Consider the following 17,310-nt stretch of genomic DNA (forward strand, 5'->3'; position numbering starts at 1 on the left):
TTAGCTCATGCGCGTCGGGGGACTCCGCGGTGAAACCACAATTCTGGACCCGGGACTGGTTTGCCGCGGTCGCCTTCAGTCTGGTCTTCGCCGTGCTCGCGTTCGCCGTCTTCGCCGACGGCTTCGAGTCGCTGGAACGCTACACCTACGATCTCGGTGTGCGCGCGCGCGAGCGCACGCCTTCCGACCGCATCGCCATCGTCGCCATCGACGACGACTCGATCCGCAACCTCGGCCGCTGGCCGTGGCCGCGCACGCGCCAGGCCGAACTGATCGACAAGCTGCGCGAAGGCGGCGCCAAGGTCATCGGCAACACGGCGCTCTATCTCGAAGCAGAACAGTCTGGCGATGCTGCGCTGATCGCGACGCTGCGCCAGCAACTCGACGCGTCGCCGCTGACCCAGCAGATCCCGGTCGAGATCGAGACCTTCAATCTCATGCTCAAGGACGCGGCGCACGGTTCACCGCAAGTCGGCGAGATCGCGTCGGCATTCGAGACCTCGGCCCTGGTGCGGGACTACGGCCGGCTGGTCACCGAGCTGCTTGGCACCCTCGATGCCGCTGCGCGCGCCTCCGGCGACGGCCGGCTCTCCGGCGCCCTGCAGGCTCAGGGCCGCACGCTGCTGCCGATGGTGTTCACGATCGGCCGGCCGCAGGGTCGCCCGGACGCGCTCCTGCCCGAGTTCGTCCGCCGCAGCGCGCTGACGCGCATCGCGGACCGTGTCGGTGCGCGCGCGGACGGCGCCCTGCCGCTGCCGACGCGCGAGGCTTTCGTCCCCATCGCGGTCCTGGGCGAAGCCGCCGCCGCCGTCGGCCATCTCAACACCACGCCCGACGTCGATGGTGCCGTCCGCTACGAACCTCTCGTGCTCCAGCATTTCGACGAGTTCTATCCGTCGCTGTCCCTGCTGATCGCCGCGAGCGCGCTCAATCTCGGGCCGCAGGACATCGAGGTACGGCTCGGCGAAGGCGTGGCGATGGGCGGACTGGAGATCGGCACCAGTCCGGCGCTGCGCATGTACACGCATTTCTATCGCGGCGATGGCACACGCCCCGCATTCCCGGTCGATTCCGCGTATGACCTGCTGTCCGGCAAGCTGCCGGCGAGCAAGTACAAGGACAAGATCGTGCTGATCGGCACGACCGCGGTCGGCACCGGCGATACCTTCGCCACGCCGGTGTCGCCGGCGACCGCGCCGGTGGTCACCCTCGCCCACGCGGTCTCCAGCCTGCTGCAGGGCGACTACTTCACGCATCCGGCGTGGACCGGATGGGTCGAACTGGCCGTGTTCCTGGCCATCGTCGCCTACCTGGCGCTGGCGCTGCCCCGCCTGGGCCCGACGCCTTCGGCGGCGCTGACGCTGGCGCTCGCCGTCGGCCTGATCGTGACGCAGATCGGCGTCATGGCATCCAGCGCCGTATGGCTCAAGCTCACAGTCGCCGCGGTCTTCCTGCTCGCCGGCCACGCGTTCATGACGGTGAAGAAGTTCAACATCACCGAGCGACTCAAGCAGAGCAGCGAAGTCGAGAGCGCGGAGTCGAACCGCATGCTCGGGCTCGCATTCCAGGGCCAGGGCCAGCTCGACATGGCATTCGAGAAGTTCCGCCGCGTGCAGCCGGTGGACGACAAGCTGCTCGACCTGATCTACAACCTCGCGCTGGACTTCGAGCGCAAGCGGCAGTTCAACAAGGCCGAATCCGCGTATCAGTACATCGCCGGCTTCAACAAGGATTTCCGCGACATCCAGCAGAAGCTCAGCCGCGCGAAGAAGCTGTCGGAGACGGTCATCCTCGGCGGCAATGCCGCCAGCTCGCATCCCGGCGGTACGCTGGTGCTCGACGCCACCGCGCAGATCGAAAAGCCCATGCTCGGCCGCTACCAGGTCGAGAAGGAACTCGGCAAGGGTGCGATGGGCATCGTCTACATGGGCAAGGACCCCAAGATCGGCCGCCAGGTCGCGATCAAGACGATGGCGCTGTCGCAGGAGTTCGAGCCGGACGAACTCGCCAGCGTCAAGGAGCGCTTTTTCCGCGAAGCGGAAACCGCCGGGCGCCTGACCCACCCGAACATCGTCTCGATCTACGACGCCGGCGAGGAACACGATCTCGCCTACATCGCGATGGAGTTCGTGCGCGGCCACGACCTGACGCGCCACACCAAGCCCAATGCCCTGCTGCCGGTGCGCGAGGTCTTGCGGCTGATGGCGGACGCCGCCGACGCGCTCGACTACGCGCATGCCAACGGAATCGTGCACCGCGACATCAAGCCGGCCAACATGATGCTGATCGAGGCCACGCAGACCCTCAAGCTGATGGACTTCGGCATCGCCCGCATCACCGATTCGAGCAAGACCAAGACCGGCATGGTGCTGGGCACACCCAGCTACATGTCGCCCGAGCAGCTCGCCGGCAAGCGCGTCGATGGCCGCTCCGACCTGTTCTCGCTCGGCGTCACGCTCTACCAGCTGCTGACCGGCGCATTGCCGTTCCAGGCGGACTCGATGGTCAACCTGATGATGAAGATCGCCAGCGAGGCGCACACGCCGGCGACCACGCTGCGGCCGGATCTGCCGCCGGCGATCGAACCGATCATCGACAAGGCCCTGCACAAGAATGCCGACGAGCGCTATCAGCGCGGCGCCGACATGGCACGCGACCTGCGCGGCGTGATGTCCACCGTCACCGCGGGGTAGGGCTCATGGCGCTGAAGGACAAGGTCACCACGGCGCTGCTCTCGGACACTGGCCGCGTGCGTCAGAACAACGAGGACGCGGTCGGCGAGGATCCCGACATCGGGCTGCTGGTGCTGGCCGACGGCATGGGCGGCTACAACGCCGGCGAGATCGCCAGCGGCATCGCGGTCACGACGGTTCTCGACGTCGCCAAGCGCAACTGGCCCTCGCTCAAGCATGGCCAGATCGACGCCACGACCGGCCTGGGCGCCGAATCGCAGATGCTCAAGTCGGCGGTGGAGGACGCGCACCGGGCGATCCACGCGGTGGCGCAGAGTCAGCCGCAATGCGCGGGCATGGGCACGACCATCGTCACCTGCCTGCTGCACGACGACCGCATGTCGATCGCCTACGTCGGCGACTCCCGGCTCTACCGCTTCCGCAGCGGCAAGCTGGAGCAGATCACGCGCGACCATTCGCTGCTCGAAGAACTGGTCGCACGCGGACACTACGACCGCGACGAGGCAAAAAAGCTGGTGCGCAAGAACATCGTCACCCGCGCGCTGGGCGCAGAGCCCGACGTCCAGGTGGATGCCATCGAGGAACCAATCGAGGTCGGCGACACGGTCCTGCTGTGCTCGGACGGCCTCACAGATATGGTTTCGGATGAAGTCATCGGCTTAACACTCGGAAAATACGCTGATAATCTTGAGTACGCCGCAAAGGAACTGGTCGCGCTGGCCAATGAGGCCGGCGGCAAGGACAATATTTCCGTGGTCCTGGCCCGCCTGAACGCCTCGCTGGTCGCCGGCAAGCGCTGGTACGAACGTCTGATGGAGTGGTTCTGAAACTATGGGCAAGCTCATCGTCACCGACAGCAGCGGCCAGACCCGGGACGTTCCGCTCAACAAGGAGCGGATCACCATCGGACGCCATCCCGACAACGACATCTGCCTCAACGACAAGGCGGTGTCCGGTCACCACGCGGTGGTGATCACGATCCTGCAGGACTCGTTCCTCGAAGACCTCGATTCGACCAATGGCACCCAGGTCAACGGCAAGCAGATCGCCAAGCATCCGCTGACCCACGGCGACACCATCGCGATCGGCCGCAACACGCTCAAGTACGAGGGTGAGGGCGCTGCCGACGACGATTTCGAGAAGACTATGATCCTCAAGCCGGGCCAGTTCGGCGCGGCATTCGATGCGCAGGTCAGCAAGGCGGCCGCGCCCGCTGCAGCCGCAGCACCGGCGGTGCCGCCTGCCCAGCCCGCGGCGACGCCGGCACCCGCCAAGCCGATGCTCGGCAAGCTGCGTGTCACCACCGGCCCGAATGCCGGCAAGGAGCTCGAACTGTCCAAGGCGCTGACGACCATCGGCAAGCCTGGCGTCCAGGTGGCGGCCATCACACGCCGTGCCGACGGCTACTACATCGTCCACGTCGGCGGCGAGAGCGGCGGCACCAAGCCTCTGGTCAACGGCGTGCCGCTCGATGTGCAGGCGCGCAAGCTCAACCCCAACGACACCGTCGAGCTCGTCGGCACGCGCATGACCTTCACGCTCAGCGGCTGATCCCGGCGCGTTCAGCCGACGGACAGCGCCGGGGCGCACAATCTAAACCGGTCCCTCTATCCGGAGGCCCTCATGAATGCCCGGATCTGCGTGCTCTGCACCCTGCTGCTCGCCGCCTGTGCGGCACCCGCCCCGAAGGAGGCCGTGCCCGATACGGCAACGGCCCAGAACGTGTCGCCGAACTGCCTGCAGCAGACCGGCAGCCATCTACAGCGCAGCGAGGACCGCCCCTGCGTCGCCGCTCCCGGGCAGGTGATCACGCGCGAAGACATCGACCGCAGCGGCGCGACGACCACCAGCGAAGCGCTGCGCAAGCTGTCGCCCGCGGTGCGCTGAACCGCGCGGGAACCATCCTGCCCGCTCAGTCCGCCCCGTTCAGGTGGCGGAAGTGGACGCGCTGCGTCAGCCCGCAGAGCAGTTCGTAGGACAGCGTACCGGCCCACTCGGCGATTCGTTCCGCCGGCAGACCGTCGCCCCAGAGCAATACCGGATCGCCCACCGTGGCATCCGGAACTTCGCGCAGATCGACGGTGATCATGTCCATCGACACGCGGCCGGCCAGGTAGGCACGACGCCTGCGGATCATCACCGGCGTACCGCTGCGGAACGCGCGATGCATGCCATCGGCATAGCCCACCGCGACGACGCCGATGCGCATGCGCTCGGGACAGCGGTAGGCCAGACCGTAGCCCACACCTTCGCCGGCAGCGTACTCGCGCACGGCGATCAGGCGGCTCTCCAGGCGCATCGCCGGCCGCAGCCCCAGGCTCGCCGCGCTGACGCCCGGCAGCGGCGAGCAGCCGTACAGCGCCAGACCCGGCCGCACCCAGTCCACACGCGCCTGTGGCCAGGCGATCAGACCGGCGGAATTGGCGATCGAGCGCGCACCGGCAATGCCGCGCAAGGCCGCGTCGAAACGGCCGATCTGCTCGCCGGTGAACGGATTGTCGGGCTCGTCCGCGCAGGCGAGGTGCGTCATCCAGCCCTGGAAGTCCCAGCCCGGATGACGCTGGAGTGTCTCGACCAGCCGCGGCACATCGGCAAGCGGAAAGCCGAGCCGATGCATGCCCGTATCGAGCTTGAACCACAGCGACAGGCGCGCGCTCGCCGGCAGCGATTCGAGCAGCGCGATCTGCCAGTGGTCATGCACCACGATCTGCAGCTGCTCGTACACCGCCTGCGCCGCCTCCTCGCCAGAGATCACGCCTTCGAGCAGCGCGATCGGCGCCTGCACACGCGCCTGGCGCAGCGTCATCGCCTCCTCCAGGCAGGCGACCGCGAGCACATCGACACCCGCAGCGACCAGCGTCCGCGACACCGGCACGGCGCCATGACCGTAAGCATCCGCCTTGACCGCCGCCATCACCCGGGACGCCGGCGCCAACCGCCGCACGACGCCGAGATTGTTGCGCAGCGCCGACAGGTCGATGGTCGCAGTGACGCGCGGAATCATGCGTAGCCGTCGTCGAGGCCCTGCGCGAGATTGTCGAAGCGCGTGTACTCGCCCAGGAACGCCGTCTTGACCACGCCCAGCGGGCCGTTGCGCTGCTTGGCGATGATGATCTCGGCGGTGCCCTTGTCCGGCGAATCCTTGTTATAGACCTCGTCGCGGTAGATGAAGACGACGAGGTCGGCGTCCTGCTCGATGCCACCGGACTCGCGCAGGTCGGCCATGCGCGGCCGCTTGTTGTCGCGCTGTTCGACGCCGCGATTGAGCTGCGACAGCGCGATCACCGGCACCTCCAGCTCCTTGGCCAGCGACTTGAGGCTGCGCGAGATCTCGGAAATCTCGTTGGTGCGGTTCTCCTTGGTCCCCGGTACCTGCATCAGCTGGATGTAGTCCACCACGATCAGGCCCAGGCCATGCCGCGCCTTGATGCGCCGCGCACGCGCACGCAGCTCCAGCGGCGACAGCGCACCGGTTTCGTCGATGTACAGCGGCGCATCGCGCAGCAGGCCGCTCATCGACACCAGGCGGTCCATGTCGCGGTCTTCGAGTTCGCCGCTGCGCAGCCGGCCCATCGGGATGCGCGCGAACGACGACAGCATGCGCAGCGCCAGCTGCTCGGCGGGCATTTCCATGCTGAATACCGCCGCGGGCTGCCGGTCGGGCGAAGTCACCACGTGTTCGGCGATGTTGAGCGCAAAGCTGGTCTTGCCCATCGACGGCCGGCCCGCGACGATGACCAGATCGCCGGGATGCAGGCCGGTGGTCTTGGCATCCAGATCGGCGAACCCGGTGGACAGGCCGGCGACACCGCTGGGGTTCTGGCGCAGGAAGTCGATCTTGCGTTCCAGCGTGTCCATCAACTGTGGCATCGCGAAATAGCTGGAGCGCGCGTGCTCGGCGCGATTGCGCAGCGCGAACACTTTCTGCTCGGCCATGTCGAGCAGCTCGGCGTAGCTGCGGCCTTCGGTGCGGAAGCCCAGCTCGGCGATGTCGCCGCCCGCGGCGATCAGGCCGCGCAGCACCGCGCGCTCGCGCACGATCTCGGCGTAGGCCGTGACGTTCGCCGCGCTGGGCGTATCGTTGGCCAGGCTGCCCAGATAGACCAGGCCACCGGCCGCATCGAGCTGGCCGTGTGCCTTGAGATGTTCCGTGAGCGTGACGAAATCGCAGGGGCGGCCGGAACCGACCAGCTCGCTGATCGCACGATAGATCAGCTGGTGGTCTTCACGGTAGAAATCCTCCGGCGTCAGAACATCGCCGAGCTCGTTCCACGCGCGGTTGTCCAGCATCAGTCCGCCGAGCACCGACTGTTCCGCTTCGATCGAATACGGCGGTGTCTTGGGCGAGGCCTGGAATCTCGAAACGGTGGCGTTCATGGCAGCGACGATTCTCGCCCCTCGGTACGGTCGGCGGAAGCACCCGTGACTGGGCCATTCCTGGGCAGTTCCTGGGGAATTCCTGTGGATGATTCGCGGGGGCTGCATCCGCCGGCGGCAACCACGGCCCCGGTGCCGGGAACCCGCAAACACAGCGGCCCGCACGTGGCGGGCCGCTGGGACGACGCGGGCGTGAGTCTCAGGCCTGCGCCTTCTGCTCCTCGACGACGACCGTCAAGCTCGTCCCGACCTCGGAGTGCAGCTGCACACCCACCGTGTACGTGCCCAGCGCACGGATCGGGCCGCTGACCATGTCGATCTCGTTCTTGTGCAGCTCGACACCGCGCTCCGCGGCCACCGCGACGATCTCGGCCGGACCGACCGAACCGTACAGCTTGCCCTCCTCGGAGGCGAGCGCCCTGACCGTGAGGCTCAGGCCGGCGAGCTTCTCGGCGCGGATCTTCGCGGCATTGAGGCTGTCCTGGGCCTTCTTGACCAGATCGGCCTTGCGCGCCTCGAACACCTTGCGATTTTCCTCGGTCGCCGGCAGCGCCTTGCCCTGCGGCAGCAGGAAGTTGCGGCCGAAACCGGGTTTGACGTTGACGGTGTCGCCCAGATCGCCCAGCTTCTTGATCTTTTCAAGCAGAATCACTTGCATGGTCCGCTCCCCTCAGACGTGACGGTCGGTGTAGGGCAGCAGCGCCAGGAAGCGCGCGCGCTTGATCGCCAGCGCCAGCTCGCGCTGGTAGCGCGACTTGGTGCCGGTGATGCGGGCCGGAACGATCTTGCCGTTCTCGCCGATGTACTGCTTGAGCATGTTGAGATCCTTGTAATCGATCTCGGGTGCGCCCTCGGCGCTGAACTTGCACGACTTCTTGCGGCGGAAAAACTGCGCCATGGCTTAGGCTCCTGCTTCTTCGGCGCCGGCGTCGGCACCCTCGGACTCGCCGGCTTCGGCGTCGGACTTGCGGGCGCGGTACTCGCCCTTCTTCTCCTCCTCCGGAGCCTTGAACAGCGGTGACTGCACGCTGACCGGCCCGTCCTTCTTGACGATCAGGCGACGGATGACGGCGTCATTGAACTTGAAGGCATTCTCCAGCTCGTCCAGCGTCGGCTGGCCGATCTCGAGGTTCATCAGCACGTAATGGGCCTTGTGCGCCTTGGCGATGGGGTACGCCAGCTGACGCCGGCCCCAGTCTTCGAGACGGTGGACCTTGCCACCGCCGGCTTCGACCATGCCCTTGTAGCGTTCGATCATGGCCGGAACCTGTTCGCTCTGGTCCGGATGCACCATGACCACGATTTCGTAGTGTCGCATTGCATCTCCTTGTGAACGCACGCCCGGCCGAAGATGGCCCTGGCGCACGGCCCCCGGTCCGGCGCAGCCGTCCGTGGAGCAAGGTGGTGGAAACAAAAAACCGCCCGTCGCCGAGCGGGGCGGGAATATTAGGGGAATCAGCGCCTTGGTGCAATCGTCGCGCCGACCCTGCTCAGGCGCCGCCCTTGCGCGCGCGGCTGCGCTGGCGCCAGGCCTCGTACAGGCAGACGGCCGCGGCGACAGACACGTTGAGGCTCTCGGTCTTGCCCTGCATCGGGATCTTCACCAGGCGGTCGCAGGTTTCGCGCGTCAGGCGGCGCAGGCCCTCACCCTCCGCGCCCATGACCAGCACTGCAGGACCTGTGAAATCGACGTCGTACAGCGTTTCCTGCGCCTCGCCGGCGAGGCCGGTGATCCAGTAGCCCAGTTCCTTGAGCCGCTCCAGCGTGCGCGCCAGGTTGGTGACGGTCACGATCGGCACGCGCTCGGCGGCCCCCGCCGCGGCCTTGCGCGCGACCGCGGTCAGCCCTGCGCTGCGGTCCTTGGGAATGATGACCGCGGCGACGCCGACGGCCTCGGCGGTGCGCAGGCACGCGCCCAGATTGTGCGGATCCTGGACGCCATCGAGCGCCAGCAGCAACCGCTGCGGCTCAGCCGAGCGGTACAGCAGGTCCTCGGCCTCGAAAGCCTTCTCCGGCACATAGGCGAGCACGCCCTGGTGGCGCAAACCCGCGGCCTTGAGGTCGAGTTCACTCCTGGGCACCACGCGCAAACGCACATTGGCACGCTGCGCCAGCTGCTGCACCTTGTGCATCCGTTCGTCGCGACGCGAATCCGCGATGAGGACTTCGAAAGGTTTGTCGTGCGCGTCCTCGAGCGCCGCCAGCACCGCATGGAAACCGCCGATCAATGTTGTCTTCGCCATGCACGGAGCATTCAGCCAGTTGCCGGAAAAAGCAAAGCCCCCGACCGATACGGGGGCTTCGCGTCGAAGCAGACCAGCATCAACTGCCGAGATAAGGCGGCGGCGCCCAGGCCTGCTGCTCCTGCCCTTCGACCACCGGCTTGATGACGATATCGACGCGGCGGTTCTTGCGGCGGCCTTCGGCGGTGCTGTTCGACGCGACCGGTTCGCGCTTGCCGCGACCTTCCTGGCGCATGCGCGTGCCCGGCACACCCTGCCCGGCCATGTAGCTGGCGACCGCCGCGGCGCGGCGTTCCGAGAGGCTCTGGTTGTGCTCGTCGCTGCCGGTCGAATCGGTATGGCCGACGACGTGAATGACGGTGCGGTCGTAGTTGCGCAGCACGCCGGCGATCTTGGCGTAGGTGTTCAGCGCGGCCGGCATCAGCTGCGCGCTGTCCACTTCGAAACTGACGTCGCTGGCGACACCGACCTTGAGCGAGCCGTCACTCAGCCGCACGATCTGCAGCTCCCGGCGCGCCGTCTCCTCGGCGAGCTGACGCTCCAGCTCGGCCTGCTGCCGATCCATGTAGCCGCCGACCGCACCACCGGCAATGGCGCCGACGACGGCACCGACGATCGGCGCCCCGCGCGCATGGCTGACCTGGTTGCCGATCGCAGCGCCGGCAACCGCGCCGATCACCGCACCGGTCTTCGCGCGCCGGTTCGGATCGTCCGCGGCACAGGCCCCCACACCGACTGCCAGCGCCGCGACGACCGCCATCCTGAACATGTTCATCGCTTCGTCCTCTTCTGTTTTCCAGCCCTTCGGTTCGTTGCGGATTCTGGCCGCGCGGACTTAATCCGGGATGAATGCTGAATCACACGCAACAGCTCCAAGTCGATCTTGCGCTCATCGAGATTGACGCGCGCCAGCTTCACCCGCACGCGATCACCGAGTCCATAGACCGTCTTGCTGCGACTGCCGACCAGACGCTGCGCCGCCGCATCGTGCTCATAGTAGTCGTTGCGCAGCGACGAGACATGCACCAGTCCCTCGATGTACAGGCCCTCGAGTTCGACGAACAGACCGAACGGCGCGACGCTGCTGACCATACCGTCGAACTCCTCGGCCAGCCGATGACGCATGAACTCGCACTTGAGCCAGGTCGTGACGTCGCGCGTCGCCTCGTCGGCGCGCCGCTCCGTCATCGAGCAGTGCGTGCCCAGCGCAGCCATGCGTTCATGGTCGTATGTGAATGCAGTGGGCTTGCCCTTGCGCAGGCCGTGCTTGATCGCGCGGTGCAGCAGCAGATCGGGGTAGCGCCGGATCGGCGACGTGAAATGAGCATAGTGCGTCAGCGCCAGACCGAAGTGGCCGATGTTGTCGGGCGAGTAGCGCGCCTGCATCATCGACCGCAGCAGGACCGTCTGCACCAGCGCGGCATCCGGGCGCCCCTTGAGCTGTGCCAGTGTGCGGCTGTAGTCCTTGGCGGTCGGCTTCTCGCCACCGCCCAGATGCAGGCCGCGCAGCGCCAGAAACTCCCGCAAGGGCTGCAGCTTGACCGGATCGGGCGATTCGTGGATGCGATACAGATTCGCGAGCTTGTGCTTCTCGACGAAGCGCGCGGCCTGCACGTTGGCAGCGATCATGCATTCCTCGATCAACCGATGCGCACGGTTGCGCTGTACCGGCACGATGCGCTCGATCTTGCGCTCGTCGGAGAACACGATGCGCGTCTCCGTCGAATCGAAATCGATCGCTCCGCGCCGCTCGCGCGCCGCGAACAGGGCTTCGAACACCTCCTGCAGCGCCTGCAGATGCTCGACGAACGGTGCGCGCTCGCGTGCCTTGTCACCCTCCGGCCGGTCGAGGATCTCCGCCACTTCGTCGTAGGTCAGGCGTGCCTGGGAGCGCATCACCGCTTCATAGAAGCGTGACCTGGCGACCTCGCCATCGGGCATGATGCGCATCTCGCAGACCATGCACAGGCGATCGACCTGCGGATTGAGCGAGCACAGCCCGTTGGAAAGCTTCTCCGGCAGCATCGGAATCACGCGCTGCGGGAAGTACACCGAGTTGCCGCGCCGCACGGCCTCCTTGTCGAGCGGCGACTCGGGATGCACATAGGCGGCGACATCGGCGATCGCCACCCACAGCGTCCATCCCCCCTTCGAAGTCGCACCGCCGCGCTGCGGCCGGCAATAGACGGCGTCGTCGAAGTCACGCGCATCGACACCGTCGATCGTGACCAGCGGCAGATGGCGCAAGTCCTCGCGGCCGGCGACGTGCGCCTCGGTGACCTCTTCCGGAAGCGCCGCGGCCTCGGCTTCGACGGCCTCCGGCCAGTCGTGAGGCAGGCTGTGCGCGCGGATCGCCGCCTCGATCTCCATGCCGGGAGCCAGGTGCTCACCGAGGATCTCCTCGATCCTGCCGACCGGCAGCGTGCGGTTGCCCGGCGGCGTCACGATCTGTGCGACGACCATCTGGCCGTGACGTGCGCCCTGAAGGTGTTCGGGCGGGATCAGCAGGTCGTGCTGCACGCGCGGATTCTCGGGAATCACATAGCTGACGCCCTGCTCGACGTGCAGGCGGCCGACGACACTGCGGCTGACCCGCTCGATCACCTGGGCGACCGCCCCCTCCGGCCGTCCCTTGAAGTCCCGCCCGACGACGCGCACCAGCACGCGGTCGCCGTTCATCAGCGCGCGCATCTGCCGCGGCGGAAGGAAGATGTCGTCGCCCCCCGTGTCCGGGATCAGGAAGCCGAATCCGTCGCGATGCGCCTGCACGCTGCCGGCGACCAGGTTCATCCGCGTCACCGGCCCGAACGCGCCGCGCCGGTTCTGCACGATCTGCCCATCGCGAACCATTGCCACCAGGCGCTTGGACAAGGCCTCCTGCTGTGCGAGGCGGCCGAGTCCGAAGTGGCCGACCAGGTCATCCAAGGTCATGGGCCCGTCCTGTGCCGCCAGGGTTTCCAGGATCAGCGGCCGGCTCGGAATCGGTTCCGTGTACTGCTGCGCCTGCTGCTGATACTCCGGATCGGCGTCCTGCCAGCGCTGCGGATGCGGCGCCACAGACGGCCGCTCGTCCCGCGGCCGCTGCGGTGCGTGTGCATGTTTTTGCGATGTTTTCTTTTTCATTGACAAAGGTTCGGTGCGTCGCCAAAATGCGCGCCCTCATGCCGAGGTGGCGGAATTGGTAGACGCACCAGTTTCAGGTACTGGCGGGTAACACCGTGAAGGTTCGAGTCCTTTCCTCGGCACCAAACAACGAAGGCCGGCTTTGCCGGCCTTTTTAGTTTCCGGTTTCCCGGCCGGGGTTTCCAGTTGAAGCCGTCTTGCGGCTGCAAACCGGAAACCGGCGAATGGGAGCGGTTGTTCAATCGAAGGGATTGCGCAGCACGATGGTGTGCTCGCGGTCGGGGCCGGTCGAGACGATGGCGACTTCGGTCCCCGCCACCTCTTCCAGGCGCCTGAGATAGCGGCGCGCCAACTCCGGCAGCTGCTCGTAGCGGGTCACGCCGTAGGTGTTGCTCTTCCAGCCCGGCAGTTCCTCGTAGATCGGCTCGATGCGCGCGAAACCCTCGGCACCGATCGGCGGCGTCTCGACCGGTACGCCATCGACCTTGTAGCCGACGCAGATGCGGATCGTGTCGAGCTCGTCGAGCACGTCGAGCTTGGTCACGCACAGGCCCGAGACGCTGTTGTTGAAGATCGAACGGCGCGCGGCGACGGCGTCGAACCAGCCACAGCGCCGCGGACGCTTGGTCACCGTACCGTACTCGGCACCCTTGTCGCGGATGTGCTGGCCAACGTCGTTGTCCTGTTCAGTCGGAAACGGCCCGGAGCCGACACGCGTCGCGTAGGCCTTGACGATGCCGAGCACGTAGCCCAGTTCGCGCGGACCGACGCCGGTGCCGGTGGCCGCGCCGCCGGCGGTCGTGTTACTGGATGTCACGAACGGATAGGTGCCGTGGTCGATGTCGAGCAGCGCACCCTGCGCGCCCTCGAAGAGCACGTTGTCGCCGCGGCGCAGATGCACGCGCAGCAGTTCGGTGACATCGGCGACCATCGGCCGGATCGTCTCGGCATAGCCCAGCAGCTCGTCCAGCGTGCGCTGGAAATCGACCGGCTGTTCCTTGTAGTAGTTCTGCAGCACGAAGTTGTGATACGCGAGCAGCTCGCCGAGCTTGGCCGCGAGCTGTTCGCGGTGGAACAGGTCGCCGACTCGCACGGCGCGGCGCGCGACCTTGTCCTCATAGGCCGGGCCGATGCCCTTGCCGGTCGTGCCGATCTTCGCCTCGCCGCGCGCACGCTCGCGCGCCTGGTCGAGTTGTGCGTGCACCGGCAGCACCAGCGGTGCGGCTTCGGAGATGCGCAGGCGATCGCGCACCGAGGCACCAGTCGCCTCCACCTTCCCGATTTCCGCGACCAGGTGCGGCAGCGATAGCACGACGCCATTGCCGATCAGGCAGGCCACGCCCGGGCGCATGATGCCGGACGGAATCAGGTTCAGTGCCGTCTTGACGCCATTGATCACGAGCGTGTGGCCGGCGTTGTGGCCGCCCTGGAAGCGCGCCACGGCCTGCACGCGATCCGTCAGCAGATCGACGACCTTGCCCTTGCCCTCGTCACCCCATTGGGCGCCGATGATGACCACTGATTTGCCCATATGTCGTCTCTCTTGATCCAGTATGTCGATGACATCCGTGTCGTGGCCTGGCCACCATGCCCGCCCCCGGCGGCGGGGCCGCGTGCCATTCAAGGCTCTCGGCCTTCATCCGACGCGCCCCAGCCGCAGCAGTTCGTTGAGGTCGGCCGAGAAGCCCGTGGCCGGCCGGGACGCGCCGAACTCGCTGCCGACACCGTCGTAGCGCCCGCCGCGCGCGATCTCGCGGCCATGTCCCGGCACGAAGGCCGCGAACACGATGCCGGTGTGGTAGCGGTAACCGCGCAGCTCGGCCAGGTCGATGTGGACACGCGCCGCCGGCGCCACCTTGGCCAGTTCCAGCACCGTGCGCTCCAGTGCGTCGAGCGCGCCTTCGACGGCAGCACCGCCGGCGCGCAACACCTCCCGCGCACGCGCCAGCACCTTCGGCTCGCCATTGAGATCCATCAGCTGCGACACCAGCTCGATCGCACGCGGCTTGAGCCGGCGAGCCTGTGCGAACTCGGCCAGATCCGGATGTGACTTGCGCTGCAGGATTTCGAACAGCGCCGACTCCTCGGCGGCATTGAGCCCGAGCCTGGCAGTCAGCGCGCGATAGATGCCGACGTGGCCCAGATCAAGATATATGCGACGCACACCGGCGAGGCGCAGCGTCTTGAGCATCAGATCGAGGATTTCCAGATCACCGTCAGGACCCGCCAGACCGAACAGCTCGCAGCCCACCTGGCGCGGTGAACGCGAACCGCCGAGACTGTCGGCCTCGGTGCGCAGTACCGTACCCAGGTAACACAGACGCACCACCGACTGATCCGCATAGCGGCGCGACGCGATGCGTGCCGCCTGCGGCGTCATGTCCGCACGCAGGCCGAGCAGCCGACCGCTGGCCGGATCCGTGAGCTTGAACGTCTGCTGCTCCAGACCCTGCGCCGTTCCGGTCAGCAAGGTGTCGAGATGCTCGATCAGCGGCGGCAGGATCAGCTGATAGCCGCGCTTGCGGTAGTGGTCGAGCAACCGGCGCCGCAGCGCCTCCATCTGCCACGACAGCGGCGGCAGAGACTCCTCGACGCCCTCTGGCAGCATCCATTTGTTGATCGTCATCGTCAGGCGAGATTGAGCAGCAGCAGTCCGCCGCACAGACTGAGAAAGCCGATCAGGCGCAGGCTGCGGGCTTCCATCTGCGCCAGCGTCAACAGCATGCGCCGCCACTGTGACGGCGCCGCGAATGGCATCAGGCCTTCGATCACCATCACCAGCCCCAGCGCACGAATCAGCTCGGTCCAGTCCAGGCTCAAGGCGTGCCGCCGCGGAAATACTTGAAGAATGGGCCGTTCGGCTGCAGCACGAGTACGTCCTGTCCGCCGCCGAAGCTGCCGGCATAGACGTTGAGCGAGCGGTAGAAGCTGTAGAACTCGGCGTCCTGGCCATACGCCTTGGCGTAGATCTCGGCGGCGCGCGCGTCGCCGCCGCCGCGCAGCTCCTCGGCCTCCTTGTAGGCGTTGGCCAGCAGCACCTGCGCCTCGCGGTCGGCGCCGGCGCGGATCTTCTCCGCCTCCTCGGCGCCCCGCGCGCGCAGGTCCGCGGCCACCCGCGCGCGTTCGGCGCGCATGCGGTCGTAGACCGATTCGCTCACCGACTGCGGCAGATTGATCGACTTCAGGCGCACATCGATGATCTCGACGCCGAGATCCGCGACATTCTTCACGACCTTGCGCTCCAGTTCCGACATGATGACGTCGCGTTCGTCGGACACCGCCTGCTGGATCGTGCGCGATCCGAACTCGTCACGCAGGCCGCGGTTGATGATCGCCGAAAGACGGTCGAGTGCCAGCAGCTCCTGCCCACCGGTCGCGCGGTAATACACGGCCGGGTCCTGGATGCGCCATTTCACGAAGAAATCGACTTCGACGTTCTTTTTCTCGACGGTCAGGAAGTTCTCCGTCTGGTTGTCGAGTGTCAGCACGCGCCCGTCGAACTTGCGGACGCTCTGGAAGAACGGGATCTTCGCGTGCAGGCCCGGCGCGAACTCCGCGTCCTTGAGTTCGCCGACCTGGAACAGCAGCGCGCGTTCACGCTGATCGACGATGAAAAAGGTGTTGGACACCAACAGCAGCGCGGCCAGCGCGGCGATGGCGAGCACAAGGGGACTGGTGTTGTTCATCAGCGGCCTCTCTCACGCGAACGCAGGTTGTCGCTTCCCGATGACGCGGGGCCGCTGCGCACCGCCGGCGGCGCGGTCACGAAGTCACCCGGCGCATCACTGCGCGGCGCCGCGCGCATCAGCTGGTCGAGGGGCAGGTAGAGCAATGGCGCCCCCTTGTCCACGTCGAGCAGGATCTTGCTGCTGTTGCCATACACGGTATTCATCGTGTCGAGGTACATGCGCTCGCGCATCACCTTGGGCGCCTTGCGGTATTCGCTCAGCAGTTGATTGAAGCGCGCTGCGTCACCCTCCGCCTTGGCGACGACCTGGTCGCGGTAAGCCGTCGCCTCCTGGACTTGCCGCGCCGCGGCACCGCGCGCCTTCGGCAGGCGGTCATTGGCATAGGCTTCGGCCTCGTTCTTCAGGCGCTGCTGGTCCTCGCGCGCCTTGATCGCATCGGCGAACGCCGCCTGCACCGGCTCCGGCGGCTGCGCCTGCTGCAGACTCACTTCGGTCACGAACAGGCCGGTCTTGTACTCGTCCATGCGCTCCTGCAGCAACACCTTGGTCCGGTCGCCGATCTCCTGGCGGCCGTCGGTGAGGATGAAGTCCATCTTCGACTGGCCGACGATCTCGCGCACCGAGGACTTGGTCGCCTGGCGCATCGTCAGCTCGGGATCGGCGACGTTGAACACGTAGTCTTCGACGCTGGACACGCGATACTGAACGGTCAACTCCAGATCGACGATGTTCTCGTCCTGCGTGAGCATCGTCGCGCGGTCCCGTGTCGAACGCACCCCGGTGACATTGATGACCTCCTCCCTCTCGATCGGCCATGGCAGGCGCCAGCGCAAGCCCGGCTCGGTGGTCTGCACGTACTTGCCGAAACGCAGCACCACGGCGCGCTCCTGCTCGTCCACCACGTAGAAGCCCGACGCGATCCAGAGCAGTGCCAGCGCCAGGATGACCAGGCCGACCAGCCCGCCCGGCGCGGCACCGCGCGGCGCCGCACCGCCGCTGCCGCCCCGGCCACCACCGAAGCGTGCCTTCAGTCGCTTGAGCATCTCGTCGAGATCCGGCGGTCCGTCGCCGCGCTTGGGTCCCTGGTTCCACGGATCGCGGCCGGGTCCCGGCTCATTCCAGGCCATTGGCTACTCCACAATTAGTTGGGTGTCGATGTTCGAAGCGCCGCCAGACCGCCGCGGT

At 66.9% G+C, this 17,310-nt stretch carries 17 protein-coding genes and 1 tRNA gene; 5 read left to right on the top strand and 13 right to left on the bottom strand.

The genetic code is table 11. The features are described from left to right. Nucleotides 1-29: 29 nt before the first annotated feature. From AAG565_RS09340 to AAG565_RS09355, 4 genes are all read left to right on the top strand, one after another. Complete coding sequence (locus AAG565_RS09340; RefSeq protein ID WP_348819316.1) at nucleotides 30-2,693, top strand: serine/threonine-protein kinase; 2,664 nt, start codon at nucleotides 30-32, stop codon at nucleotides 2,691-2,693. A 5-nt stretch (nucleotides 2,694-2,698) separates the two neighbouring features. Then, a complete protein-coding gene (locus AAG565_RS09345; RefSeq protein WP_348819317.1) occupies nucleotides 2,699-3,520 on the top strand; it encodes a Stp1/IreP family PP2C-type Ser/Thr phosphatase in 822 nt (273 codons plus the stop codon). Between the two features lie 4 nt (nucleotides 3,521-3,524). Beyond that, nucleotides 3,525-4,244, top strand: a complete 720-nt coding sequence (locus tag AAG565_RS09350) for an FHA domain-containing protein (RefSeq protein ID WP_348819318.1) — start codon at nucleotides 3,525-3,527, stop codon at nucleotides 4,242-4,244. A gap of 72 nt (nucleotides 4,245-4,316) precedes the next feature. After that, the gene (locus AAG565_RS09355; protein ID WP_348819319.1) at nucleotides 4,317-4,580 is read left to right on the top strand and encodes a hypothetical protein; all 264 of its coding nucleotides are present in this window, start codon (nucleotides 4,317-4,319) and stop codon (nucleotides 4,578-4,580) included. Nucleotides 4,581-4,605: 25 nt separating this feature from the next. Here AAG565_RS09355 and alr read toward each other — a convergent pair whose 3' ends face one another. From alr to rnr, 8 genes are all read right to left on the bottom strand, one after another. Continuing rightward, nucleotides 4,606-5,697: an alanine racemase gene (gene alr / locus AAG565_RS09360; protein WP_348819320.1), complete on the bottom strand. Its 1,092-nt coding sequence runs from the start codon at nucleotides 5,695-5,697 to the stop codon at nucleotides 4,606-4,608. After that, entirely contained in the window at nucleotides 5,694-7,070 is a 1,377-nt protein-coding gene (dnaB, locus tag AAG565_RS09365) for a replicative DNA helicase (protein WP_348819321.1), read from the bottom strand. Before dnaB ends, alr begins: the two co-directional genes overlap by 4 nt. A gap of 199 nt (nucleotides 7,071-7,269) precedes the next feature. Next, nucleotides 7,270-7,728 carry a 50S ribosomal protein L9 gene (gene rplI / locus AAG565_RS09370; protein WP_348819322.1) on the bottom strand — a complete coding sequence of 153 codons (459 nt, stop codon included), beginning with the start codon at nucleotides 7,726-7,728 and terminating at the stop codon, nucleotides 7,270-7,272. A gap of 12 nt (nucleotides 7,729-7,740) precedes the next feature. Next, nucleotides 7,741-7,968, bottom strand: coding sequence for a 30S ribosomal protein S18 (gene rpsR, locus AAG565_RS09375; RefSeq protein WP_348819323.1), 228 nt, complete (start codon nucleotides 7,966-7,968; stop codon nucleotides 7,741-7,743). A gap of 3 nt (nucleotides 7,969-7,971) precedes the next feature. Beyond that, the gene (gene rpsF, locus AAG565_RS09380) at nucleotides 7,972-8,388 is read right to left on the bottom strand and encodes a 30S ribosomal protein S6 (protein ID WP_348819324.1); all 417 of its coding nucleotides are present in this window, start codon (nucleotides 8,386-8,388) and stop codon (nucleotides 7,972-7,974) included. A 172-nt stretch (nucleotides 8,389-8,560) separates the two neighbouring features. Further along, nucleotides 8,561-9,313, bottom strand: a complete 753-nt coding sequence (rlmB, locus tag AAG565_RS09385; RefSeq protein ID WP_348819325.1) for a 23S rRNA (guanosine(2251)-2'-O)-methyltransferase RlmB — start codon at nucleotides 9,311-9,313, stop codon at nucleotides 8,561-8,563. A 79-nt stretch (nucleotides 9,314-9,392) separates the two neighbouring features. Continuing rightward, nucleotides 9,393-10,088 (bottom strand): OmpA family protein, encoded by a 696-nt coding sequence (locus tag AAG565_RS09390; RefSeq protein ID WP_348819326.1) that lies wholly within the window; start codon nucleotides 10,086-10,088, stop codon nucleotides 9,393-9,395. Then, a complete protein-coding gene (rnr, locus tag AAG565_RS09395) occupies nucleotides 10,085-12,370 on the bottom strand; it encodes a ribonuclease R (RefSeq protein ID WP_348819327.1) in 2,286 nt (761 codons plus the stop codon). The genes AAG565_RS09390 and rnr overlap by 4 nt, the downstream gene beginning before the upstream one ends. A 106-nt stretch (nucleotides 12,371-12,476) precedes the next feature. Between rnr and AAG565_RS09400 the strand changes: the two genes are divergently transcribed. Continuing rightward, nucleotides 12,477-12,561: transfer RNA gene (locus AAG565_RS09400), tRNA-Leu, on the top strand. A 113-nt stretch (nucleotides 12,562-12,674) separates the two neighbouring features. Here AAG565_RS09400 and AAG565_RS09405 read toward each other — a convergent pair. From AAG565_RS09405 to hflK, 5 genes are all read right to left on the bottom strand, one after another. Continuing rightward, the gene (locus AAG565_RS09405; protein WP_348819328.1) at nucleotides 12,675-13,967 is read right to left on the bottom strand and encodes an adenylosuccinate synthase; all 1,293 of its coding nucleotides are present in this window, start codon (nucleotides 13,965-13,967) and stop codon (nucleotides 12,675-12,677) included. A gap of 105 nt (nucleotides 13,968-14,072) precedes the next feature. After that, complete coding sequence (locus tag AAG565_RS09410) at nucleotides 14,073-15,062, bottom strand: ATP phosphoribosyltransferase regulatory subunit (RefSeq protein ID WP_348819329.1); 990 nt, start codon at nucleotides 15,060-15,062, stop codon at nucleotides 14,073-14,075. Nucleotides 15,063-15,064: 2 nt separating this feature from the next. Then, entirely contained in the window at nucleotides 15,065-15,256 is a 192-nt protein-coding gene (locus tag AAG565_RS09415; RefSeq protein WP_348819330.1) for a DUF2065 domain-containing protein, read from the bottom strand. Then, nucleotides 15,253-16,122 (bottom strand): protease modulator HflC, encoded by an 870-nt coding sequence (hflC, locus tag AAG565_RS09420; RefSeq protein WP_348819331.1) that lies wholly within the window; start codon nucleotides 16,120-16,122, stop codon nucleotides 15,253-15,255. Before hflC ends, AAG565_RS09415 begins: the two co-directional genes overlap by 4 nt. Further along, complete coding sequence (hflK, locus tag AAG565_RS09425) at nucleotides 16,122-17,252, bottom strand: FtsH protease activity modulator HflK (RefSeq protein ID WP_348819332.1); 1,131 nt, start codon at nucleotides 17,250-17,252, stop codon at nucleotides 16,122-16,124. Before hflK ends, hflC begins: the two co-directional genes overlap by 1 nt. Nucleotides 17,253-17,310: the final 58 nt, after the last annotated feature.

This window comes from Fontimonas sp. SYSU GA230001, assembly GCF_040066175.1.
Classification (GTDB): domain Bacteria; phylum Pseudomonadota; class Gammaproteobacteria; order Nevskiales; family Nevskiaceae; genus Solimonas.